Raw genomic sequence first — 21670 nt, 5'->3', positions numbered from 1 at the left:
AACGCCGCATGATCGCAAGGGCGGTCTTGTCTTCCATCGGCACGGTCGCGGCGAGATACGCGCCGCTGGGCGATAGCTTGATGTCGGCGAACTTGTCTTTCTTGATATAGGCGCCGACATCCACCTGGGCCGTGGCAGTGCCGGCCGCCATCAGCAGCACCAAGGCCGCAGGAATGATCCATTTCCGCATGTACGACTCCGTGTTGTAGGCAAACCGATTGCGGAATCTAGCAGCAATCCATGGACCTAAAAAGCGTCAATGGAAATCGCGCGAGGGCAGCTGCATGTCGCCGAGCAGGTTGCTGAGGTCGTACAGGTCGCCGGCGATGAGATGCTCTACGCCGTCCACGCGTTCCCAGCGACCGCGCACGGCCAGCAGGCGCGATTCCAGCAGCGCGCGGCGGCGACGCAGCGCAAGGTGCGACCAGACGATGACGTTGATCATGCCCTGTTCGTCTTCCAGGGTGACGAAGATGGTGCCCTTGGCGGTGGCCGGGCGCTGGCGCTGGGTGACCAGGCCGGCCACATGCACGCCGCTGCCGTGGCGGCGGCCCTGCAATTCGCGCAGACCCAGGATGCGCCGCTGGCGCATCTGCGGGCGCAGCAGCGCCATTGGATGCTGGCGCAGGCTCAGGCCGACCGAGCGGTAATCGGCAAGGATTTCTTCGCCCGCGCGCGGCGCCTCGAACTCCACCGGGCGCTCCTCCGGGCTGCCCGGCAACAGTGGGCGGCGCGCCTCCACGCCGGCCATTGCCCAGCGCGCGGCATTGCGGTTGCCCACCATGCCTTGCAAGGCGCCTGCTTCTGCCAATGCCAGGCGTGCTTTTTCGTCGAGTGCGGCGCGCAGGCACAGATCGCCGATATCGGCGAACGCCCGCTGCGTGCGTGCGGCAACGATGCGCTGCGCCACCACTTGCGACAGTCCGGCGACCTGCCGCATGCCCAGCCGGATCGCCGGTTGTTCGCCGGGATCGGCAGCGCTGCGCCACGGCCGGCCGCCGACCAGGGTATTGTCCCAGTCGCTGTGCAACACATCCACCGGCAGCACCTCCACACGCTCGCGCTCGGGGCTGCCGCGGCGCGCATCCTGCACGATCTGGCTGGCCGAATAAAAGCCCATCGGCTGCGCGTTGAGCAGCCCGCAGGCGAATGCGGCCGGTTCGTGGCGTTTGAGCCAGCAGCTGGCATAGACGAGCTTGGCGAACGAGGCGGCATGGCTCTGTGGAAAACCGTAGGAACCGAAACCCTTGATCTGTTCGAAGATCTGGTCGATGAAGCTGGAGGCGTAGCCTTTGCCCTGCATGCGTTCGCGTACGCGCGTGCGATGCTGTTCCATGTCGCCGCCGCGCCGCCATGCGGCCATCGAGCGACGCAAGTTGTCGGCTTCGTCCTCGCTGTAATCGGCAGCATGCATCAGCAGTTCCATCACCTGCTCCTGAAACAACGGCACGCCCAGCGTGGGCTTGAGGATGTCTTCAACCGCAGGCGACGGGTAGTTCACTTCTTCGCGGCCCTGCCGCCTGCGCAGATAGGGGTGCACCATGTCGCCCTGGATCGGCCCGGGGCGCACGATCGCCACTTCGATGACCAGGTCGTAGAACGCCGCAGGCTTGAGCCTTGGCAGCATCGCCATCTGCGCACGCGACTCGATCTGGAACACGCCGACGGTGTCGGCGCGCTGGATCATCTTGTAGGTTGGCGCGTCACCGCCTGGCAGCGTGGCAATGCTGTAATTGCGCCCACGGTGGCCGCGCACCAGATCCAGCGTCTTGCGGATGCAGGTGAGCATGCCCAGCGCCAGGCAATCGACCTTGAGCAGCTTCATGGTTTCCAGATCGTCCTTGTCCCACTGGATGATGGTGCGGTTGGCCATCGCGGCATTTTCCACCGGCACCAGCAGCGACAAGGGCTCGTCGGAGATGACGAAGCCGCCGACATGCTGCGACAGATGCCGTGGGTGATCGCGCAAATGCTCTGTAACGGCCAGGATCTTGTTGATCAGCGGGTTGGCCAGATCGAACCCGGCTTCTTCGATGCGCTGGTCCATCGGCGTTTCGCCATTGCCCCAACCGTAGCAATTGGCCAGCAACGCGATCTGGTCCGGTGGCAGGCCGAAGGCCTTGGCCACGTCGCGCACCGCGCTCTTGCCGCGATAGCAGATCACCGTCGCCGCCAGCGCTGCGCGTTCGCGCCCGTACTTGCTGTAGACGTATTGCAGCACCTCCTCGCGGCGTTCGTGCTCGAAGTCCACGTCGATGTCCGGCGGCTCGTCGCGTTTTTCGGACAGGAAGCGCGCCATCAACAGGCGCGTTTCATCCGGGTTGACCGCGGTGATGCCCAACGCATAACACACTGCCGAATTGGCCGATGAGCCACGACCCTGGCAGAGAATGTTCTGCTCGCGTGCGAAGCGCACCACATCTTGCACAGTGAGGAAGAACGCTTCGTACTTCTTGAGTGCGATCAGCGCCAGCTCTTTTTCGATGTCCTCGCGCACCTTTGCCGTGATGCCGCCCGGCCAGCGCCTGCGGATGCCGGCTTCGGTGAGCTGGCGCAGATAGCTGGTGGGCGTGTGGCCTTCCGGCACCAGCTCTCTGGGATAGGTATAGCTGATCTTGGAAATATCGAAGGTACAACGCTGCGCCAACTCCACGGTGGCCTGCAACAACGCATCCGGGTAGATATTGCCCAACGCGCGCCGGGTGCGCAGATGCCGCTCGCCATTGCGGAACAGGTGTGCGCCGCACTCGGCCAGCGGCAGCGTGTGGCGGATGGCGGTCAAGGTGTCTTGCACGATGCGCTCGCGACGCTGCGCCATATGCACATCGCCGCTGGCCAACGCGGTCATGCCCAGTTGCTGCGCCAGCGCTTGCAGGACGTGCAGGCGCGCGACATCGTCCTGTTCGCGATGCAGTTCCACTGCCAGAAACGCCCGCTCGCCGAAGACCTGTTGCAACCAGGCGCCCTGCTCTGCCTGCGGCTGTGCGCCGGGCAGCCACAGCGCAAACACGCCCGGCGCCACGTCGCGAAACTGCGCTTGCACCTCGGCGCGATCCAAGCGATAGGCGCCCTTGCTGGCCGCACGCCGTGCGGTCGTGATCAACCCGCACAGCTGCGGGTAACCGTGCGCGTTTTCCACCAGCAGCACGAAGCGGGTGCCATCGACCAGGGTGAATTCGCTGCCGACAATCAAGCGCACGCCGGTGGCGCGCGACGCTTCCAGGCCACGCACGATGCCGGCCAGCGAGCATTCGTCGGTAATGGCCAAGGCGCTGTAGCCGCACTGCTGCGCGCGTGCGAACAATTGTTCGGCACTGGAGGCACCGCGCAGGAACGAAAAGTCCGACAGACAATGCAGTTCGGCATATGCAGGCAGACCATCGGCCTGCTGCGCGTGGACGATATCGTCATTGGCCGCGCGCAGGCGTGCAGCCACATTCCAGGCGCGCGGCATGCGCCCGCCGGGCGTGTCGCGGTCTACGCCATCGATGGCGTCATCCCAGCTCATGGATGCTGGATGACTTCAACAGCGCCATGCTGTCTCGCACGGCCCTTGCAATACGCGGCAGATCGCGTCGCTGCAGCTCCTGCTGCGTTCTTTTTGGAGGCCCGGCACCTGTAGCCTGCACCCAACCCGCGACCAGCAGCCAGGCGGCCCGTGCCCGGATCCTGCAATGGCATCCCTGCGCTCACGCAAACCACCCATGCAGCATCCAGCCGTCCACCCGACCGGGCGCGGCGAATGCCCAGCCACGCCGGCCGCGTGCGGTCTCCACCACGTAGTAATCGCGACGCGCTTCATCGTCGTCCCACCAACCGCTTTCCAGCCGCTCCGGGCCGGACACGATGCGCAGGTGCGGGTCGTGGAGCGGCACCGGCTGCGGCAGCAGCCAGGTGGGGCGCGGCGGACGCGGCGGCGCAGCGACTTCGCGCACCGCATCGCCGATGGCGCGGCGCCACGCGCGCTCCGGGCGCGGGTCGTCGGCCGGCAACACGCGATAGACCGCGTCATCGCCCAGCCGTGCACGCAGGCGCTCGCGCAGTTGCGGCCACTCCACCGATTGCTGCGCGCGCTGATCGAACAAGTCGCGCATGGCCGGTACGAACGGTGGCAGCTGCCGTGCCAGCAAGCGCATCGCCACCACCGGCCGCGGAATCTCCACCCGCTCCAGCCGGTTACGGGCCAGCTCGAACAGCAAGGTGGGCGCGCGTTCCGGCGTGAGCAGGCCGATCTCCACATCGGTCGCGCCTTCTTCGTGCTCCAGGCGTAATAAAAACCGCTGCACGCCGCCATCGCGAATGGACAGATACGTGCATAGGTCGCCGATCAGCCGGCGCAACGGAAACAGCAGCGCCGGATGCGTTTCCACCTCATACCCCAACTCCACGCGGTGGTCGAAGTGGTCTGGCGGCGCGTAGCACTCCAGTGGGTCGTCGACCTGCCCGTAGAGGCGATCCAGATGATCGAGCAGGCCCGCACCGAAACGCCGGCGCAACCCGTCGCGCGGCAGCCCACGCACCGCCGCGAGCGTGCGCACGCCCATATGCTGCAGGCGCTCGCCGGCATCGTCGGGCAATGCAGCGCGGCGCACAGGCACCTTGTCGAGCGTGCTGTGCAGGGCCGGCAATTGCGTCACCACCATGCCGTCGCGCAGGCCGGCCAGCACGCGCGCGGCGCGCGGCGTGGGTGCCAGCGCCAGCCGGTGCTGGAAGCCCAAGGCTTGCAGCTCATCGCGCAGGCGACGCTCGAAGCGCGGCCAGGGGCCGAACAGGCGAAAGCTGGCACCGGCTTCCAGCACGATGGCGCGCGACCACTGCTGGCTGACCAGCGAACTATGCCGATACGCCCAGGCCGCAAGAAAGCGCTGCGTGCGCGCTTCGTTTTGCGCGTCGTAGTCGATGGTGCGTACCTGGGTCATCAAGGCATGCGCCGCCGATAGCCGCATGCCGGCCTTCAACCCAGCCGCGCCAGCGGCGGCATTGACCGAATGCAGGCTGCGCAGCTGCGCCGGGCCTTCCACCAGCACCAGCGGCGCCTGCGGCGCTTCCAGACGCCGAAGGACGGCGTCCAGCGCCAGCTGCGGCAGCACTATGCAGGCCCACAACATGCGCGCGCCTCAATGCGCCAGCCGCAGCGGCTGCGACGGTACCTGCCCGCCGCGGCACTTGCGCACCTGCCAGGCATCGCGCTCGGGCAGGAATTCCAGCCGCAAGGCCGCCGGCGATGCATTCACCGCATGACGGCGGTCGCGCAGTGCGAAGGCGCAGCAATTGCCGCTATCGGCCGCGACCTGCAACCGGCGCAGCGCACGCGCATCGCCGGTTTGCGGCCAGCCCAGTACCGCAGCGCATGCGCCGCTGCGCAAGCATTGTTCGAACGCCCATAACGCTTCGCGCGGCTCGGCCTGCACCACTTCCAGATGCTCCAGCACCACCCCGCCCGCCTGCCAGGCCGGCGCGTAAGGAATGAACGGCGGCGCGACCAGCACGACCCGGCTGCTGCTGGCGGTCATGCGTGCCAGCGTGGGCAGCAACAAGGCGATCTCGCCGATGCCATGCGCAGGCAACAACAACTCGGTCAAGGCACGCCGCGGCCAGCCGCCATCGGGCAGCAACGCATCCAATGCCACATGCCCGGTGGATTCGCCGCCATTGGCGGTGGCCGTGCCCTGGCCTGCACGCCAGACGGTGCGCGCGGCGAGCAGGGCGTCCAGCGGCAGTGCCACTGCCGCATTGCCGTCCTGGCTGATGCGCGCCGGCTCCTGGCTCATCTCAGCCCTGCCGGATCAGGCCGCAGTACAGCCCTTCGATCGCGAAGTCGGCATCGGCCGCCACCACGATCGGCGCATGCGCGCGATTGCGCGGCAGCAGGCGGATCCGTTCGGCGCCGCGCTCCAGGCGCTTGATGGTGATTTCGCCATCCACCCGCGCCACCACGATCTGTCCGTCGCGCGCCTCATTGCTGCGATGCACGCCAACCAGGTCGCCATCCAGAATGCCGTCATCGATCATCGAATCCCCCTGCACCTGCAGCAGGTAATCCGGGCGCAGCGAAAACAGCGCGCGGTCCAGCCAGAGCTGACGCTCCAGGCCGATATCCGCACCGATCGGCAGGCCTGCTGCCACCCGCCCCAGCACCGGCAAGGCCAACAATGCATCGCGACCGGCGCCTCCCGGCAGACGGATGCCACGTTTCTGATTGGGCAGCAGCTCGATCAACCCGGCGTCGGCCAGCGCCTGCACGTGCTTTTGTGCGGCATTGCGCGAGGCAAACCCGAAGGCCTGCGCGATCTCGGCCAGACTGGGCGAGACGCCTGCCTGGGCCTGCTCCTGCAGGAACGCCAGCACGGCGGCACGTTGGGGAGGAAGCGATGGCATGAGACGCGGCAGCAGAACGGGACAAGGTGTACATTTGTACACCCATCGATCGCAGCAGGCGAGACTGGCTTGCTGAGCGGCTTCAGCACGCACTTGCGACTGGCTGACGACAGAGTTATAACTTTAGTACTAACCCGAGATGCCGCCATGAAACTCAAGATCACTGCCATCGGCAATTCCGCTGGCGTCATCCTGCCCAAGGAACTGCTGGCCCGCCTGCGGCTTGGAAAGGGCGACGAACTCTATGCACTGGAAACACCCGACGGCATCAAGCTGACCGCATTCGACCCGACGTTGGCGGCGCAGATGGATGTTGCCGAACAGGTGATGCGTGAGGATCGCCAGGTGCTGAACAAGCTGGCCAAGTGAACACGCGCATGCTGGTCTGGGTTACGCATGCGCTTGCATTGGCCATCCACGAACGCCAATTGAGCGAGCACGGGGGCGCAAGCGGAGTGCGCGACGAAGCGCTACTGGATTCGGCACTTGCACGCCCGCAACAGCTGTTTTCGTATGGCGACCCTCCACCCGATCTGGTTGGGCTGACGGCCAGCCTGGCTTATGGGCTCGCGCGCAATCACCCATTCGTGGATGGCAACAAACGAACTGCCCACGTGTGCTACCGAGTCTTCTTGCTGCTCAACGGTGCCGAGCTCATCGCCTCGCAGGAAGAAAAATACGTTGCCATGATGAGGCTGGCCGATGGCGCGTGGAGCGAAGCGACATTCGCCCAGTGGCTACGGCCGCGCGTGCGATTGCGTGCAGACACGCATGTGCACGAACCGCAAGGTCATTACGGCTGAAGCAATCCTGGGCAGCAACGCGTCAGTATTGGCACATGCATGCGCAAGTAGCAGATCTACATATCGCAACTCGGTCAGCATCGACGTCGCTGTCTGATGCATGCCCCCCTTATTCAGCACGCTTCCGCGTCGCCGCCGCTTTCTTTGCGGCGGCCTTGCGTACTGCCGGGCCCTTGGTCTTTGCCGCCTTCTTTGCTGCCGTCGAACGGTCGCTGGCTGTGCGCTTTTTCGCGGCACTCGTGGTCTGTTTGGACAATGCCTTCTTCCCCACCGTCTTCTTGGCGGTAGTGCCCTTGCTGGCGGTCTTGAGGGCTTTCTTGGCACCGGCCGAGCGCGTCGGCGACACCGGCTTTTTGGAGGTTGCAGCTGCCTTGTCCTGCGCGGCTTTTTTCTTGGTGGCCTTGGACGCGGAACTGCGCGGTGCAACATCCACACCATCGCGGCGCGCCTTGGACAAGCCGATCGCAATGGCCTGCTTGGTGCTTCTCACACCATGCGCGCCGTCGCGCACCTGGTCGATTTCTTCTTTGACATATTCGCCGGCCTGGGTGCTGGCCGATTTTCCTTCGCGCTTGTCCTTGGCAGCAGCGCGGCGTGTCTTGGTCTGCGGCATGGCACTTCCCCTGTCGTGGATGGCAACTCGATGTAACAAGCGCAGCGTCAACGCGCAGTGGGCGCGGTGCTCACCTGGCGTTGAAGCATGCCTGGCGCTTTTCCAAAGTCATGCACCTGCGCAGTGACCGATCCACTCAACGACATGCGACACCGCCAGCGATCACTACGCCTCACCGGCTGGCAAGGGTTCGCCTTGGGCATCGTAGGCGGGCGGGTGATAGAAATTGACCGTCTTCAGCGGCGTGTTCCCGGTATTGCGGATCTCGTGCGTTTCACCGCGCTCGATGGCGACCAGGCTACCGGCCTGCAGTGCATGCCTCTGCCCCTCGACGACCGCCTCGCCGGTGCCGTCCACCACGTACAGCCATTGATCGGCACCTGGGTGGCGATTGTCTGGCCCGCCTTCGCCCTCGCCTGGTGCAATCACCATTTCAGCGGCTTGCACCTGGCGCACCGAAAACAGCACCTTGAACGCGTCGGTCAATGTCAGTTGTGCAATCTGCATCAGGCACTCCTCAGGGTTGAGGCGATGCTGAGGCGACGCACGTCAACGTGCTGGCAACATGCTCAGCCGTTGCGGCAATACCAAGCCCAAATGTGTTCGGGCAGATGGTGCTGCATGGGAAAATCCAATGCGCGATAGCCATCGAGTACATCGCGCAGCGCACGTTGCGCTGGCGTAGGACCGGCCAGGCCATCCAGTTCGTCCGCACTCAACTGCACCGCGGCCCAGTCGTAGAGCCGATCGATACGCTGGACCATCGCCGCCTGCAGCCACTCGCGCAACACGAACACGCGATACCCACCCTGCTGCAGTTGCACTACTGCACGTTGCAATGCATCGCCCACGCCCCGAAACCATTCGGTATGCCCACCGGCCACTGCACGGATCGCCATCGGTGCCGGTGCGTTGTGCGCAAGCAGCGGACGCCGCAGTTGCAGCTCAAGATCGCGCGCGTCGCGCTCGCGCTCGGTTTCCACCAGCAGCCCGTGCTCCAGATCGAAAAAATCGAACCAGCGCGGATGCAGGCTAGCGATGCGCCCCAGCGGGTCGCGCGAGAAACCGATCTTGCAATGGTCTTCCCACTGGCACGGGAACACATAGGTGAAGCAACGTCCGTCGATGGCCACTGGCGTGCTGCTACGTGCGCGTACGCTCATCGGCGACCTGCATGCGCTTGGGCCGGCTGCACCGCGTGCGCATCCTCCGGCGCCGGCTCCCAGCCGAACACGCTGCGCCCGCCATAGCGATGCGAATCGCGACGTTCCTGCGCGATGTAGTCGTCCACCGTCGGCCCTTGCGCACTGGCTTCGAGCCGACGCGCCTGCGCGTCCAGCCGCGCGATCGCCTGCAAGCGTTCGTCGTTGCCCAGCTTGGCCTGCTGCATCGCTTGCTTGAGTACGCCGATGGTGTGGTCGAGCACGCGTGTGGGCACCGGGAACGGTTGCCGGTCCTTGCCCCCATGCGCAAGCGAAAAGCGCGCCGGGTCGCTGAAACGGCATGGCGTGCCGTGCATCACCTCGGCCACCATCGCCAGCGAGCGCAACGTGCGCGCACCCACACCAGGCACTTGCAGCAGCGCGGTGAAATCGCGCGGTCCCGCTTCGGCAGCGGCGGCCAAGCTGGCGTGCAGTCGTCGTGTAATCACGTTTTCGCTGCGCACGTCATGATGATCGGGCATGGACAGATGCGGGTGTTGTGCCGGGTCCCAGGCGTGGCCGGCGAACAGATCGCCGGTGAGCGGACCTTGCGCCGCAGGCGCCTCCACACCCGCAATCCGTTGCCATTGGCGTGCCAGCCGGTCCGGCGCTGTGCTGCGCAACAGCTCCACCTGCGCATCGCGCGAGGCAGCGGCACGGTGGTCGGCGAGATTGACGATGTTGCCTTGATGCGCACCCTCGATGGCAGCATGCGGCGCATCCACAAAACTGCTCAGGCCTTCGGAGAGCCAGTGATACCGGCGCGCCTGCTTGCGCTGCCCGTGCATGCCCTGCTGCACCACCACCCAGCGGCCATCGTCGCTGACGATGAAACCATGCAGGTACAGATCGAAGCCGTCCTGCACGGCAGCGCTGTCCACCTTGGCGACCAAGCGGCTGGCCTGTGCCAAAGCGGCGCCGTCCAGCCCGACCGCATCGCCCACTGCCAGCAATTCGGAAGGCGTGGCACGCGAATGCCGGCCGCGCCCGCCACAGACATGGATGCCCAGTTCGCCGGCCAGTGGCGTCAACCCACGCTTGAGCGCGCCGATCACGCTGGTGGTAATGCCGGACGAATGCCAGTCCATGCCCATGACCGCACCGAACGACTGAAACCAGAACGGGTGCGCAAGCCGCCGCAACAATTCATCGCGCCCATAGCTGTGCACGATCGCCTCGCACATCACTGCGCCAAGCCGCGTCATCCGCTCACCCAACCAACGCGGGACGCGACCTCCATGCAAGGGAAGATCCGCACTGCCACCACGCCGGCTCATTGCTGCCGCCTCTTCTTCATGCGGTCAGGATAACGGCGGCACGTCGCAACAGCTGGGACACCAGCGCGCTGACGCGCGCGGAAAGCTGACGAATTCAGCGCACGGCATGGCACTTTACGCGCACCGCATGCAGGCACGAGCGTGCAGCGACCAGGATGCCGCTCCTGAATGCGCGTACGCCGTGTTGTATCGCCGCCAATCGCAGCCGTGGTCACTTTGCGTTGACCACAGCGCCGTCAAGGTGGTGGTCCTTCTCCTCAGCCATCGCCACGGGGTTCGCATGACTGCCACACCCGCCACTGCCCATGACACGGCGCCGGCCACTGCCACCACCAGTGCGCCGACCTACCCGGTCAACCTGCGCATCAACGGTCAGCCGTATCACTTGCAGCTCGAAGCCTGGGTGAGCCTGCTCGACCTGCTGCGCGACCGCCTCGACCTCACCGGCACCAAGAAAGGTTGCGACCATGGCCAATGCGGCGCTTGCACGGTGCTGGTCGATGGCCGCCGCATCAACAGCTGCCTGACCCTGGCCGTCATGCAGGACGGTGCCGACATCACCACCGTCGAGGGGCTGGCCGATGGCGACGCACTGCATCCGCTGCAACGCGCCTTCATCGCCAACGACGCATTTCAGTGCGGTTACTGCACCCCGGGGCAGCTGTGCTCGGCCGTGGGCTTGATCAACGAAGGCAAGGCGCACGACCGCGACCAGGTGCGTGAACTGATGAGCGGCAATATCTGCCGCTGCGGTGCCTATCCGCAGATCACCGATGCCGTGATGGAGGTGATGGGCAAGCCCAGCGACAGCAGCGACAGCGCGGCCACCCCGTGGACGCCCGGGACGGTGCCGGCATGATTCCGCTCACCTATACACGCCCGGACACCGTCGATGCCGCACTCGGCGCGATTGCAGTGCGCAGCGGCGACACGCAGCCGGTGCCCTCCGAGGCACCGGTACGCTTTATCGCCGGCGGCACCAATCTCACCGACCTGATGAAACTGCAGCTGATGCGCCCCAGCAGCCTGGTCGACATCAATCGGCTGCCGCTGGACAGCATCAGCACCCTGCCCGATGGCGGCCTGCGCCTGGGTGCGCTGGCGCGCAATGCCGACACCGCATATCACCCGGAGGTGGAAACGCGTTACCCCTTGTTGAGCGCGGCGATTCTGGCCGGCGCTTCGCCGCAGATTCGCAACATGGCAAGCAATGGCGGCAACCTGCTGCAGCGCACGCGCTGCATGTATTTCTACGACCATGCCACCCCTTGCAACAAACGCGACCCGGGCACCGGCTGTTCGGCCATTGGCGGGTTGACCAAATACAACGCCATTCTCGGCACCAGCGCGCACTGCATCGCCACGCATCCATCGGATATGTGCGTGGCCTTGGCTGCGCTGGATGCGGTGATACATGTGCAGGGCGCCAAGGGCGAGCGCGACATTGCGTTCTCGCAGTTCCATCGCCTGCCCGGCGATCACCCGGAACTGGACAGCACCTTGGCTCCGGACGAGTTAATCGTGCATATCGACCTCCCCGACGCGAAGCGCTTCGTCGCACACAGTGCGTATCTCAAGATCCGCGAGCGCCTTTCGTACGCGTTTGCGCTGGTGTCGGTAGCGGCCGCATTGGACCTGGCCGACGACGGCAGCATCCGCGAAGTGCGTGTTGCACTGGGCGGCGTGGCGCACAAACCCTGGCGCAATGCCGATGCAGAAGCACAGCTGGTCGGCCAGCCGGCCAATGCCGACACCTTCGGCCGCCTGGCCGACACGCTGCTGCAAGGTGCGCAACCGCAGGGCGAAAACGCCTTCAAGCTGCCGCTGGCACGTCGCGCCATCGTGCGCGCATTGAGCGTTGCACGCGAGGGCACCATCGACAACCGCGGGCGCACCAGTGCGCTGGAGGAATCGCCATGAACGCACGCAGCACCGACCTGTCCGACAGCGAGCTGACCCCGCCGGTTGCCGACAGCGGCACCGGCTATCGCCCCACCGGCACCGGCGTCACGCGCATCGACGGACGCGCAAAAGTCACCGGACAGGCACGTTATGCCGCCGAATGGCCGGTGCCGGATCTGGCCTATGGCGTGGTGGTCAACAGCAGCATTGCCAAGGGTGAGATCGTTGCCTTCCATCTGGATGCAGCACGCGCAGTCCCCGGCGTGCTGGAGATCGTCACCCACGAGAACCGCCCGCATATGCGCGGCATGGACCTGTTCTACAAGGACATGACGGCGCCGGCCGGTTCGCCGTTCCGTCCGTTGTACGACAACAAGGTCTTGTACAGCGGCCAGCCCATCGCGCTGGTGGTTGCCGAGACCTTCGAAGCGGCGCGCCATGCGGCGCACCTGGTGGAAGTGGAGTTGCTGCAGGATCCACACGACACCAACCTGATGACCAACCTGGACCGTGCGCACAAACCCAGGCCGTTGAAGGCCGGCTTTTCGCCGCCGCCCAAGGACAAGGGCGATCCGCAGAGCGGATTCGACAATGCCGCGTGCCAGGTACAGGCCGACTACTACAGCGGCGTCGAGCACCACAACCCGATGGAGTTGTTCGCTTCCACCGTCATCCGCGATGCCGACGGCCACTTCACCATTTACGACAAAACCCAGGGGTCGCAGAACAGCCGTTGGTACGTGTCGCACGTGTTTGGGCTCAGCAAGCGCAAGGTGACCGTGCGCAACCCGTACGTGGGCGGCGCGTTCGGCTCCGGGCTGCGCCCGCAGTATCAACTGCCACTGGCGGTGATGGCGTCGATCCTGCTGGATCGATCGGTCCGTGTGGTGCTGACACGGCAACAGATGTTCACCTTCGGCCACCGCCCGGAAACGCTGCAGCGGCTCAAGCTCGGCGCAGACCGCGACGGCACCTTGCGCTCGGTCTGGCATGAAGCCATCGCCGAAACCTCGCGCATCGAAGACTACGTGGAGGTGGTGGTCAACTGGAGCGGGCAGTTGTATGCCTGCGACAACGTGCACCTGGGCTACAAGTTGGTGAGTCTGGACCAATACAGCCCGATCGACATGCGGGCGCCCGGCGCCGCGCATGGTGTGCATGCGCTGGAAGTGGCGATGGACGAGTTGGCCTATGAGGTCGGCATCGATCCGTTGGCACTGCGCCTGAAGAACTACGCCGAGGTCAACCCGGCCGACGACAAGCCCTACTCCACCAAGGCGCTGCGCCAGTGTTACGAGCAAGGGGCAGAGCGCTTCGGTTGGGCGCAACGCCCCTTGCAACCGCGCGCCCGCAAGGAAGGCAGCGAGTGGGTGGGCTGGGGCATGGCCACCGGGCAATGGGACGCGATGCAGATGTTCGCGCGCGCTCATGCAGCGCTGCATGCCGACGGCCGTTTGGTGGTCAGCAGCGCGGCCAGCGATATCGGCACCGGTACCTACACGGTGATGGCGATGATCGCTGCCGAAGCATTAGGCCTGCCGTTGGAGCAGGTGACGTTTCAACTTGGCGACTCCACCTTGCCGGTTGCGCCGATCGAAGGCGGCTCCTCGCACGTCACCACGGTGGGATCGGCAGTGGATGGCGTGTGCGCGAAGCTGCGCGCGCGCCTGTTGCGCCTGGCCCAGGCCCTGCCAGAGTCGCGCTTTGCCAAGGCCAGAACTGACGATGTGGTCTTTGCAGACGGCAAGCTGGCATTGCGGGCCGATGCCAGCAGCGCCCTCGCCTTGACCGACCTGCTGCGCACTGCAGGGCTGGAGCAGATCGAAGATAAATTCCTCCTGCTACCGAACGTACTCAAGCAACGCAAATACACCCGTGCCACGCACGGCGCCGTGTTTGTGGAGGTCCGGGTGGACGAAGAACTGGGCACGGTGCGAGTCACCCGCGTGGTCAGCGCCATTGCCGCCGGGCGCATCCTCAATCCGATCACCGCACGTAGCCAGATCGTTGGTGGCGTGGTCTGGGGCATTGGCCAGGCGCTGCACGAGCACACCCAATCGGACCATCGCTTCGGCCGCTTCATGAATCACGACCTGGCGCTGTATCACGTCTCCGCCAACGCCGACATTCACGACATCGATGTGATCTTCGCGGACGAAGACGACCGCGTCGTGAGCAGCCTGGGTGCGAAAGGTGTTGGCGAAATCGGTTTGGTCGGCGTTTCGGCGGCGATCTGCAACGCCATCTTCCACGCCACCGGCAAGCGCATCCGCAGCACGCCGATGACACCGGACAAGGTGATGGCGGACTGACCTGCATTGCACGTTGCGCTTGCAGGGGATGCTTGGCACTGCGTGAAGTGAAATGAAGTGAATGAAGTGATCCCAATCATCGGGCCCAATGCATCGCTGCATTGGGCCCGCTGCCATGTGTCGGCGACAAACCCGCTCGTACCGTCGCGCCGCACATGCAGCACCTGCCACTGCCACCCAGCTGCGCGCAGCTTTTTTCCTGCCTTATGCCCCAGTACCGCCCGCACGCACCTGCGTTAGCGGTCGTGACTGCTAGGCAGGCATGTGGGTGATCGGCCTGGCAGGCAGCGGCAAATCGACGGCGATGCCAGACACATCCCGCAACGTGTCACCGCTTTTCCGGTGTATCCGTGTGCGTCCCGCCTGGGCCGACCGGGAGCGCAGGCATGACATGGCATTTCGTACGACGCGGCGCGGGCTGACCAACATGTCGGCTACTTATTCCCCGCGCAACACCTGCGCCAGGAACGGTGCGGTGCGGCTGCCACGATGGCGTGCCACGACATCCGGTGGTCCTGCCACCACCACGTGACCGCCGACGCCGCCTGCGCCCGGCCCCATGTCCAGCACCCAGTCGCTGCTGGCGGCCACGCGCATATCGTGTTCGACCACGATCACCGTATTGCCTGCGTCGACCAGCCCTTGCAACTGGGCCATCAAGGTATCCACGTCGGACGGATGCAGGCCGGTGGTCGGTTCGTCCAGCACGTAGACGGTGTCGCGTCGCTGCGCGCGTTGCAGCTCGGTCGCCAGCTTGATGCGCTGCGCTTCACCGCCGGACAGTTCGGTGGCCGGCTGGCCGAGACGCAGATAGCCCAGCCCCACTTCGCGCAACACCTGCAACGGTCGCAGCACGCCGGCATCGTCGGCAAAGAAGATGGCTGCCTGATCCACCGTCATCTCCAGCACCTGCGCGATGTTGCGACCGCGTAGCGCGATCTCCAACGTCTTGGCGTTATAGCGTGCGCCGTGACAGGTCGGGCACGGTGCGTAGACGCTGGGCATGAACAGCAATTCCACGTACACCGAGCCTTCGCCCTCGCAGGTGGCACAGCGGCCCTTGGCGACGTTGAAGGAGAACTGCCCCGGGTCGTAGCGGCGCCGGCGTGCGGCCGGCGTGGCCGCAAACAGCTTGCGCACCGGATCGAACAGGCCGGTGTATGTGGCCAGATTGGAGCGCGGGGTGCGGCCGATGGGTTTTTGATCCACGCGCACCAGCCGGCGCACCCGATCCAGCCCGGCCACAATCGCACCCTCCAGCGGCACCTGCGTGCCGCGCTCCAGTGGATCCAGCGCTTCTTCGTCCTCTGCCTGCGCTTGCCCCAGATGGGCGGCCAGCAGTTCCACCAGCGCCTGACTCACCAACGAGGATTTGCCCGAGCCGGACACACCGGTAACAGTGGTGAATACGCCCAACGGCAGATCCACATCCAGCGCGCGTACGTTGTTGCGGGTGATGCCGCGCAGCTGCAACCAACCGTTTGCCGCGCGCGCCGGGCGATGCACTTGCGGCGGCGTGCCGAACAGATAGCGACGTGTGGACGAGGCCTGCACCTGCTCCAAGCCTGCGGGCGGCCCGCTATAAAGTACCTGCCCGCCCTGCGCGCCGGCCGCCGGGCCTACATCCACGATCCAGTCCGCATGGCGGATCACGTCCACTTCGTGTTCGACCACGAAGACCGAATTGCCCGCCGCCTTGAGTTGATCCAACGCACCCAGCAGCGCCTGCGCATCGGCGGGATGCAAGCCGGCCGATGGTTCGTCCATCACGTACACCACGCCGAACAACTGCGAGCGGATCTGCGTGGCCAGCCGCAGCCGTTGCAACTCGCCCGGCGACAAGGTGGGCGTGCTGCGCTCCAGGCTGAGGTAGCCCAGACCCAGTGCCTGTACGACGGCGATTCGCGCGCGCAGATCCGCAGCGATGCGTTGCGCGGCGATCACCTGTTCCGGATGCTGGTGCGCACCCTTGCGCGTACCTTTGGATGGCGTGGCTTCGGCGGCGGGGCGCAGCAGCTCGGCCACCTCGTCCAGGGGGCGCCGCGACAGCTCCCCGATATCCAGCCCGGCAAAGGTGACCGACAAGGCCTCGCGGCGCAGGCGCTTGCCATCGCACTGCGGGCATTGTGTGCTGAGCAAATACTGCGCCACGCGCTTTTTCATCTGCGCGCTCTGGGTGGTGGCGAAGGTGTGCAGCACATAACGCCGCGCACTGGTGAACGTGCCCATGTAGCTGGGCTCTTCCTTGCGCTTGAGGGCGCGCCTGACCTCGGCCACGTTGTAACCGGCGTATACCGGCACCACCGGCTGTTCGTCGGTAAACAGGATCCAGTCGCGGGTTTTCTTCGGCAGCGTGTGCCATGGCGCATCCACGTCATGGCCCAGCGTGGTGAGGATGTCGCGCTGGTTCTGCCCATGCCATGCGCCCGGCCAGGCGGCGACCGCACGGTCGCGAATGCTCAGGCTGCGGTCGAGCACCATGGTCGCTTCGGTGGCGTCATAGATGCGCCCCAGGCCGTGGCAGGTGGGGCATGCCCCCGCGGGCGTGTTCGGCGAAAAACCGTCGGCGTAGATGATCTCCTGCCCCGGCGGATACTGGCCGGCACGCGAATACAGCATGCGCAACGAGTTGGAGATGGTGGTGACGCTGCCCACCGACGAGCGTGCGCTAGGCGCGCCGCGGGCCTGCTGCAGGGCCACCGCCGGTGGCAGGCCATCGATGGAATCCACCTCCGGCACGCCTACCTGGTCGATCAGGCGCCGCGCATACGGCGAGATCGAATCCAGATAGCGCCGCTGCGCCTCTGCAAAGATGGTGCCGAACGCCAACGACGACTTGCCCGATCCGGAAACGCCGGTGAACACCACCAGTGCATCGCGGGGGACATCCACATCCACGTTCTTGAGGTTGTGCTCGCGCGCGCCGCGTACGCGCACCAGGCCACTGGAAGACGTCGCGTTTGACATGACTACCGAAACCAGAATTCGACAAGACGCCAGCCTAGCGCGCGCGACATGCAGCCGGTGTCAGCGATGGTGACCGAGCGCAGGCAACACCTGAGCTGCCAGGCGCTGCAGATGCTATGGCGTGGCGACCACGCGTGAGAGGCAGTCGTCAGATGGGGGGGCGAACAGTGCGCTGCAACCACATCTTCGCGTGGTACCGGCTCCTGCCGCGCGTAGCCAGCGCCCGCCTGCCGGGCGTACGCCGTCCCTCAACGGCGCTTAGCCCAGCGCATGCGCAGGCGTCACCTGCTCACCGGTGGCGGCCAGCGCATGCATGCGCATCACCATGCCGCTGAACAGGCGCGCAGTGGCAGCATTGCGCGTACGGAAGACCTCTTCCAGCGCGGCGTAATACCACAGGGTGCCTTCGCGCCCGGCAGTGAACACATTGAAGATGTCCTGACCGACGGCAGGATTTTCCAGGTCCTGCACGATGCTGCGCGCGTTATAGAGCTTGTCGCAGCCGGACACCAGCAGCGCGCGCTCGGGCGTCTTGCGCAGGTGCGCAAGATAGGCCTGCTTGCGCTCGCGCCAATCGCGTTTGCGTGCGCGCTGGTTGTTGTCCACCTCGGCCTTGTCTTCGGCAGTGGCATCGGTGCAAGCCATCACGATATCGGCCACCGCATTGCCGAACTGCGCACGGATCGAGGCCTCGTGCCCGCCACCGCAGTCTTCCACCACATCGTGCAGCAGGCCGGCGATGGCCTGCTCCTCATCACCGCCGCATTCCAGCACCAGCGTCGAGACGCCCAGCAAATGACTCAGGTAGGGGACCTGCGTGCCCTTGCGCACCTGGCCGGCGTGAGCGATGCGCGCGTAGTCCACGGCCAGGGCGTAGCGTTCGGTGAGAGCGGTCATGGGGCATCCGATGCGAGCGATGCGCCTAGTATCGCCGAGCCCGACTGCCGACAGGTGAGGACGCTGCCATGAGCGATTCAGGCTAAATACTGCGCGATCGCGGCCGATAGGTCTAGGCTGCACCTACGCCGTTCGATGATCTAACGCCATGACCACGCTTCCTGTCTGCAATGCCTGCCGCGACGGCCAGGACTTCCCCACCGCGATCACCATGGCCTTCCAGCCGATCGTGGACGTGTCCACTCGCAGCATCTACGCAGGCGAGGCTTTGGTGCGCGGCATCGACGGCGAGTCGGCCGGCAGCATCCTGGCCGCAGTGGATGAGCGCAATCGCTATGCATTCGACCAGGCCTGCCGAATCAAGGCCATCGAATGCGCCGCGCAGATCGCCTTGCCGGCGCTGCTGTCGATCAACTTCATGCCCAACGCGGTCTATAACCCCGAGCATTGCCTGCGCGCCACGCTGTCGGCCACGGCGCAATACGGCTGGCCGCTCAACGCCATCATCTTTGAAGTCAGCGAGCAGGAACATCTTACCGACCCGGCGCACCTGCTCGGCATCCTGCGCACCTATCAGGCGCGCGGCATGAAAACCGCCATCGACGACTTCGGCGCCGGCTACGCCGGGCTCGGCCTGCTGGCCGAGTTCCAGCCGGATCTGCTCAAGCTGGACATCGCCCTGGTCCGCGGTATCGACACCGACCGCAGCCGCCAGGCCATCGTGCGCCACGTGACGCGCATGTGCGAAGAGCTCGACATCGCCGTCATTGCCGAAGGCATCGAACAACCCGACCAATACCGCGCCCTGCGCGACCTGGGCATCCACCTGCAGCAAGGTTATCTATTCGCCAGACCGCAGATCGGTGAACTACCGAAGGTGCATTGGCCGGAGTGAGTGCGCGCGCGCGTACCTATGAAGTGGCATTGAGTCACTTCTGGAGGGAACATCAGCGAACAATCACCACCTACTGCGGCTTCACGGAAAAACAAAGCGCACCGAATGCGCTCTTACGAATCCCGATTCCCGATTCCCAGCGGCGCAGCAGCGCCGCTCACGCATACCGCGGAATCGGGCCCAGCTGCGGCGTCTGATCCGGCAGCTCCACTTCCACCTCGTCCACATAGCACCAGCCCCAGCCTTCGGGCGGGTCGTAGCCTTCGATGATGGGATGGCCGGTGGCATGGTGATGCGCGGTGGCGTGGCGGTTGGGCGAGTCGTCGCAACACCCCACATGGCCGCAACTGCGGCACAGGCGCAGATGCACCCATTCGCTGTCGATGGCCAGACATTCTTCGCAGCCACGCGCACTGGGCGTGACCGCATGGATTTGATCGGTATGGCGGCAGCGTTGGCTCATGCGCTGGTGGACTCCTGGGTGGCGCTGGCAAGTTCGGAGACCGGCACTGGGTTGGCCTGATGGGCGAGGTACTGATGGATCTGCGCGACCACGGCGGCGCCCTCGCCCACTGCAGCGGCCACGCGCTTGACCGAGCCCGCACGCACATCGCCGATGGCGAACACGCCAGGGCGATTGGTTTCCAGCGGCAGGCACGCCGGTACGCCGTCGCCACGCGCGGTGCCGGTCATGACAAAGCCGCGCTTGTCGGTGTCCACGCAGTCCTGCAGCCAACCGGTGTTGGGGTCTGCGCCGACGAACAGGAACAGGTGCCGCAACTCCACGCGCGCGGTTGCACCGTCCTTGCGGGTGCGCAACACCGCGGCCTGCAAGCCGCGCTCGGGGTCGCCTTCCAGCGCGGCCACTTCGGTGCCGGTGTGCAGCTGCACGTTCGGCAACGCGGCGATACGTTCGATGAGATATTGCGACATCGAGCTCTCCAACCCGTCGCCGCGAATGATCAGGTGCAGCTCCTTGACCCGCGGCGCCAGGAACGCCACCGCCTGCCCTGCAGAATTGCCGCCGCCCACCAGCGCCACCACGCCGCCTTCGCACAGGCGCGCTTCCACCGGCGAGGCCCAGTAGGACACACCGTGGCCTTCGAAGCGATCCAGGCCCTCGATCTCCGGGCGCCGGTAACGCGCACCCGACGCGATCACCACCGTGCTGGCCAGCAACTGTTTGCCATCGGCAAGATCCAGCTTCAGCGCGCCATCGTCGCGGCCGCATTCCAGCATGGCCGCTTCGATCGGAATCGCCAGTTCCGCGCCGAATTTCAGCGCCTGGTTGTACGCGCGCCCGGCCAGCGCCTGCCCGGAAATGCCGGTGGGAAAGCCGAGATAATTTTCGATACGCGCCGAGGCACCGGCCTGCCCGCCGATGGCGCGCTGGTCCAGCACCAGCACCGACAAGCCTTCGGATGCGGCATACACCGCCGTCGCCAGGCCGGCGGGGCCGGCGCCCACGATCGCCACGTCGTAGCGTTTGTCCGGGTCGATGTCCGGCGTCATGCCCAGGCAATGCGCGGCTTCGGCATCGCTGGGCTGGCGCAGCACGCGCCCGCTCGGGCATACCATCACCGGTAGATCGTGCTCCTGGATACCCAGGCGCTGCACCAACGCGCGGCCTTCGTCGTCGGAGACATCCATCACCGTGTTGGGGTAGCCGTTACGGGTCAAAAAGCCCTGCAACCGGGTCAGATGCGGGTCGTCCGGCTCGCCGATCAGCACCGAACCCGACGCATCGCCCTCGATCAGCCCGACGCGGCGCAGGATCAATGCACGCATCACCACTTCGCCCACTTCGGCCGAACTGATCATCAGCGCGCGCAGATGCGCGGTATCGAACGGCAGCGCCAGGCAGCCGTCCGGCCCGGCACGTCCAGCCGCCAGCGACGCGCGCCCGGCCAGCTGACTCACCTCGCCGGTGAACTGGCCGGGCGTGTGCCGGGTGATCGGCTTTTCGTTGCCCAATCCATCGCGGCGCACCACTTCGATGGCGCCCTCCAGCACCACCCACACCGGCGCATGGGCATCGCCGACCTCAAATACGGTATCGCCCGCGCCGAACCGTTGCGCCGGCCCGCTGGCGAAGCGCCGGGTGATCGACAACTGGCCCGCGTCCAGCTCGGGAAACATCTGATGGTGGCGGGTCTGGTCCAAAGACATGGAGGGACGACGCAGCTAGGGGATCACATGCAAGCATGGGCAGTGGTGACGGCAATGGCAATCACCCGAAATGGTCACTGATGGCCACGACAGCGCGCAGACGCCAGGCAGGCGTACGCGAGCGAACGCTGCTGCCGGTCAGACGTACCCAGCTGCTTTGAAGACCGCACGCGCTCAGCGTGAGGACATCCAGCACGCGAATAACGGAGCGGGCAGTGTCAGGCCGGCGGCAACCGTACATGGCAAACGAAGGTA

18 protein-coding genes are annotated in these 21670 nt (G+C 65.6%); 6 read left to right on the top strand and 12 right to left on the bottom strand.

Features of this window, described 5'->3' with window-relative positions:
- Positions 1-256: 256 nt before the first annotated feature.
- The 4 genes from AMD14_RS06605 to lexA form a co-directional block, all read right to left on the bottom strand.
- Entirely contained in the window at positions 257-3508 is a 3252-nt protein-coding gene (locus AMD14_RS06605) for an error-prone DNA polymerase (RefSeq protein ID WP_015462948.1), read from the bottom strand.
- A 181-nt stretch (positions 3509-3689) separates the two neighbouring features.
- Entirely contained in the window at positions 3690-5108 is a 1419-nt protein-coding gene (locus AMD14_RS06600; RefSeq protein ID WP_005916336.1) for a Y-family DNA polymerase, read from the bottom strand.
- A 9-nt stretch (positions 5109-5117) separates the two neighbouring features.
- Complete coding sequence (gene imuA, locus AMD14_RS06595) at positions 5118-5771, bottom strand: translesion DNA synthesis-associated protein ImuA (protein WP_003490245.1); 654 nt, start codon at positions 5769-5771, stop codon at positions 5118-5120.
- 1 nt (position 5772) lies between these two features.
- Positions 5773-6378, bottom strand: a complete 606-nt coding sequence (gene lexA, locus AMD14_RS06590; protein ID WP_003490243.1) for a transcriptional repressor LexA — start codon at positions 6376-6378, stop codon at positions 5773-5775.
- Between the two features lie 147 nt (positions 6379-6525).
- On the opposite strand from lexA, the gene AMD14_RS06585 reads away from it, so the two are divergent.
- Both AMD14_RS06585 and AMD14_RS06580 read left to right on the top strand, forming a co-directional pair.
- The gene (locus AMD14_RS06585) at positions 6526-6747 is read left to right on the top strand and encodes an AbrB/MazE/SpoVT family DNA-binding domain-containing protein (RefSeq protein WP_003490241.1); all 222 of its coding nucleotides are present in this window, start codon (positions 6526-6528) and stop codon (positions 6745-6747) included.
- An 8-nt stretch (positions 6748-6755) separates the two neighbouring features.
- The gene (locus AMD14_RS06580) at positions 6756-7181 is read left to right on the top strand and encodes a type II toxin-antitoxin system death-on-curing family toxin (RefSeq protein ID WP_015471825.1); all 426 of its coding nucleotides are present in this window, start codon (positions 6756-6758) and stop codon (positions 7179-7181) included.
- Between the two features lie 109 nt (positions 7182-7290).
- Here the strand turns inward: AMD14_RS06580 and AMD14_RS06575 are convergent, their stop codons facing one another.
- The 4 genes from AMD14_RS06575 to AMD14_RS06560 all read right to left on the bottom strand — a co-directional run bounded on the left by AMD14_RS06575 (position 7291) and on the right by AMD14_RS06560 (position 10273).
- Positions 7291-7794, bottom strand: a complete 504-nt coding sequence (locus tag AMD14_RS06575; protein ID WP_040260371.1) for a DUF6496 domain-containing protein — start codon at positions 7792-7794, stop codon at positions 7291-7293.
- Positions 7795-7959: 165 nt separating this feature from the next.
- Entirely contained in the window at positions 7960-8301 is a 342-nt protein-coding gene (locus AMD14_RS06570) for a cupin domain-containing protein (RefSeq protein ID WP_011050765.1), read from the bottom strand.
- Between the two features lie 62 nt (positions 8302-8363).
- On the bottom strand, positions 8364-8957 hold the full coding sequence (locus AMD14_RS06565; RefSeq protein ID WP_011050764.1) for a GIY-YIG nuclease family protein: 594 nt from the start codon (positions 8955-8957) through the stop codon (positions 8364-8366).
- The gene (locus AMD14_RS06560) at positions 8954-10273 is read right to left on the bottom strand and encodes a DUF763 domain-containing protein (protein ID WP_011050763.1); all 1320 of its coding nucleotides are present in this window, start codon (positions 10271-10273) and stop codon (positions 8954-8956) included. Before AMD14_RS06560 ends, AMD14_RS06565 begins: the two co-directional genes overlap by 4 nt.
- A 280-nt stretch (positions 10274-10553) precedes the next feature.
- On the opposite strand from AMD14_RS06560, the gene AMD14_RS06555 reads away from it, so the two are divergent.
- From AMD14_RS06555 to AMD14_RS06545, 3 genes are read left to right on the top strand one after another with little or no spacing between them, the layout of a single operon-like run.
- Positions 10554-11132 (top strand): (2Fe-2S)-binding protein, encoded by a 579-nt coding sequence (locus tag AMD14_RS06555; protein ID WP_005920580.1) that lies wholly within the window; start codon positions 10554-10556, stop codon positions 11130-11132.
- On the top strand, positions 11105-12193 hold the full coding sequence (locus AMD14_RS06550) for an FAD binding domain-containing protein (protein ID WP_040107585.1): 1089 nt from the start codon (positions 11105-11107) through the stop codon (positions 12191-12193). The genes AMD14_RS06555 and AMD14_RS06550 overlap by 28 nt, the downstream gene beginning before the upstream one ends.
- Positions 12190-14487 (top strand): xanthine dehydrogenase family protein molybdopterin-binding subunit, encoded by a 2298-nt coding sequence (locus tag AMD14_RS06545; RefSeq protein ID WP_011050761.1) that lies wholly within the window; start codon positions 12190-12192, stop codon positions 14485-14487. Before AMD14_RS06550 ends, AMD14_RS06545 begins: the two co-directional genes overlap by 4 nt.
- Positions 14488-14925: 438 nt before the next feature.
- Here the strand turns inward: AMD14_RS06545 and AMD14_RS06540 are convergent, their stop codons facing one another.
- Both AMD14_RS06540 and AMD14_RS06535 read right to left on the bottom strand, forming a co-directional pair.
- Positions 14926-17454: an excinuclease ABC subunit UvrA gene (locus AMD14_RS06540; RefSeq protein WP_011050760.1), complete on the bottom strand. Its 2529-nt coding sequence runs from the start codon at positions 17452-17454 to the stop codon at positions 14926-14928.
- Between the two features lie 258 nt (positions 17455-17712).
- A complete protein-coding gene (locus AMD14_RS06535) occupies positions 17713-18351 on the bottom strand; it encodes an HD domain-containing protein (RefSeq protein WP_011050759.1) in 639 nt (212 codons plus the stop codon).
- Positions 18352-18499: 148 nt separating this feature from the next.
- On the opposite strand from AMD14_RS06535, the gene AMD14_RS06530 reads away from it, so the two are divergent.
- Positions 18500-19246, top strand: coding sequence for an EAL domain-containing protein (locus AMD14_RS06530; RefSeq protein ID WP_011050758.1), 747 nt, complete (start codon positions 18500-18502; stop codon positions 19244-19246).
- 157 nt (positions 19247-19403) lie between these two features.
- On the opposite strand, the gene AMD14_RS06525 is transcribed toward AMD14_RS06530, so the two are convergent.
- Positions 19404-19709, bottom strand: coding sequence for a UBP-type zinc finger domain-containing protein (locus AMD14_RS06525; RefSeq protein WP_005920568.1), 306 nt, complete (start codon positions 19707-19709; stop codon positions 19404-19406).
- Complete coding sequence (locus AMD14_RS06520; RefSeq protein ID WP_011050757.1) at positions 19706-21415, bottom strand: FAD-dependent oxidoreductase; 1710 nt, start codon at positions 21413-21415, stop codon at positions 19706-19708. Before AMD14_RS06520 ends, AMD14_RS06525 begins: the two co-directional genes overlap by 4 nt.
- Positions 21416-21670: the final 255 nt, after the last annotated feature.

Origin of the sequence: Xanthomonas citri pv. citri (assembly GCF_000961215.1) — a bacterium.
Classification (GTDB): Bacteria; Pseudomonadota; Gammaproteobacteria; order Xanthomonadales; family Xanthomonadaceae; genus Xanthomonas; species Xanthomonas cissicola.
This window is presented reverse-complemented; position numbering and strand designations above follow the sequence as displayed.

Bases quoted from the DNA above. Each gene is read 5' to 3' on its own strand.
- AMD14_RS06605 (WP_015462948.1), bottom strand. From the start codon at position 3,508: ATGAGCTGGGATGACGCCATCGATGGCGTAGACCGCGACACGCCCGGC.
- AMD14_RS06600 (WP_005916336.1), bottom strand. From the start codon at position 5,108: ATGTTGTGGGCCTGCATAGTGCTGCCGCAGCTGGCGCTGGACGCCGTC.
- imuA (WP_003490245.1), bottom strand. From the start codon at position 5,771: ATGAGCCAGGAGCCGGCGCGCATCAGCCAGGACGGCAATGCGGCAGTG.
- lexA (WP_003490243.1), bottom strand. From the start codon at position 6,378: ATGCCATCGCTTCCTCCCCAACGTGCCGCCGTGCTGGCGTTCCTGCAG.
- AMD14_RS06585 (WP_003490241.1), top strand. From the start codon at position 6,526: ATGAAACTCAAGATCACTGCCATCGGCAATTCCGCTGGCGTCATCCTG.
- AMD14_RS06580 (WP_015471825.1), top strand. From the start codon at position 6,756: ATGCTGGTCTGGGTTACGCATGCGCTTGCATTGGCCATCCACGAACGC.
- AMD14_RS06575 (WP_040260371.1), bottom strand. From the start codon at position 7,794: ATGCCGCAGACCAAGACACGCCGCGCTGCTGCCAAGGACAAGCGCGAA.
- AMD14_RS06570 (WP_011050765.1), bottom strand. From the start codon at position 8,301: ATGCAGATTGCACAACTGACATTGACCGACGCGTTCAAGGTGCTGTTT.
- AMD14_RS06565 (WP_011050764.1), bottom strand. From the start codon at position 8,957: ATGAGCGTACGCGCACGTAGCAGCACGCCAGTGGCCATCGACGGACGT.
- AMD14_RS06560 (WP_011050763.1), bottom strand. From the start codon at position 10,273: ATGAGCCGGCGTGGTGGCAGTGCGGATCTTCCCTTGCATGGAGGTCGC.
- AMD14_RS06555 (WP_005920580.1), top strand. From the start codon at position 10,554: ATGACTGCCACACCCGCCACTGCCCATGACACGGCGCCGGCCACTGCC.
- AMD14_RS06545 (WP_011050761.1), top strand. From the start codon at position 12,190: ATGAACGCACGCAGCACCGACCTGTCCGACAGCGAGCTGACCCCGCCG.
- AMD14_RS06540 (WP_011050760.1), bottom strand. From the start codon at position 17,454: ATGTCAAACGCGACGTCTTCCAGTGGCCTGGTGCGCGTACGCGGCGCG.
- AMD14_RS06535 (WP_011050759.1), bottom strand. From the start codon at position 18,351: ATGACCGCTCTCACCGAACGCTACGCCCTGGCCGTGGACTACGCGCGC.
- AMD14_RS06530 (WP_011050758.1), top strand. From the start codon at position 18,500: ATGACCACGCTTCCTGTCTGCAATGCCTGCCGCGACGGCCAGGACTTC.
- AMD14_RS06525 (WP_005920568.1), bottom strand. From the start codon at position 19,709: ATGAGCCAACGCTGCCGCCATACCGATCAAATCCATGCGGTCACGCCC.
- AMD14_RS06520 (WP_011050757.1), bottom strand. From the start codon at position 21,415: ATGTCTTTGGACCAGACCCGCCACCATCAGATGTTTCCCGAGCTGGAC.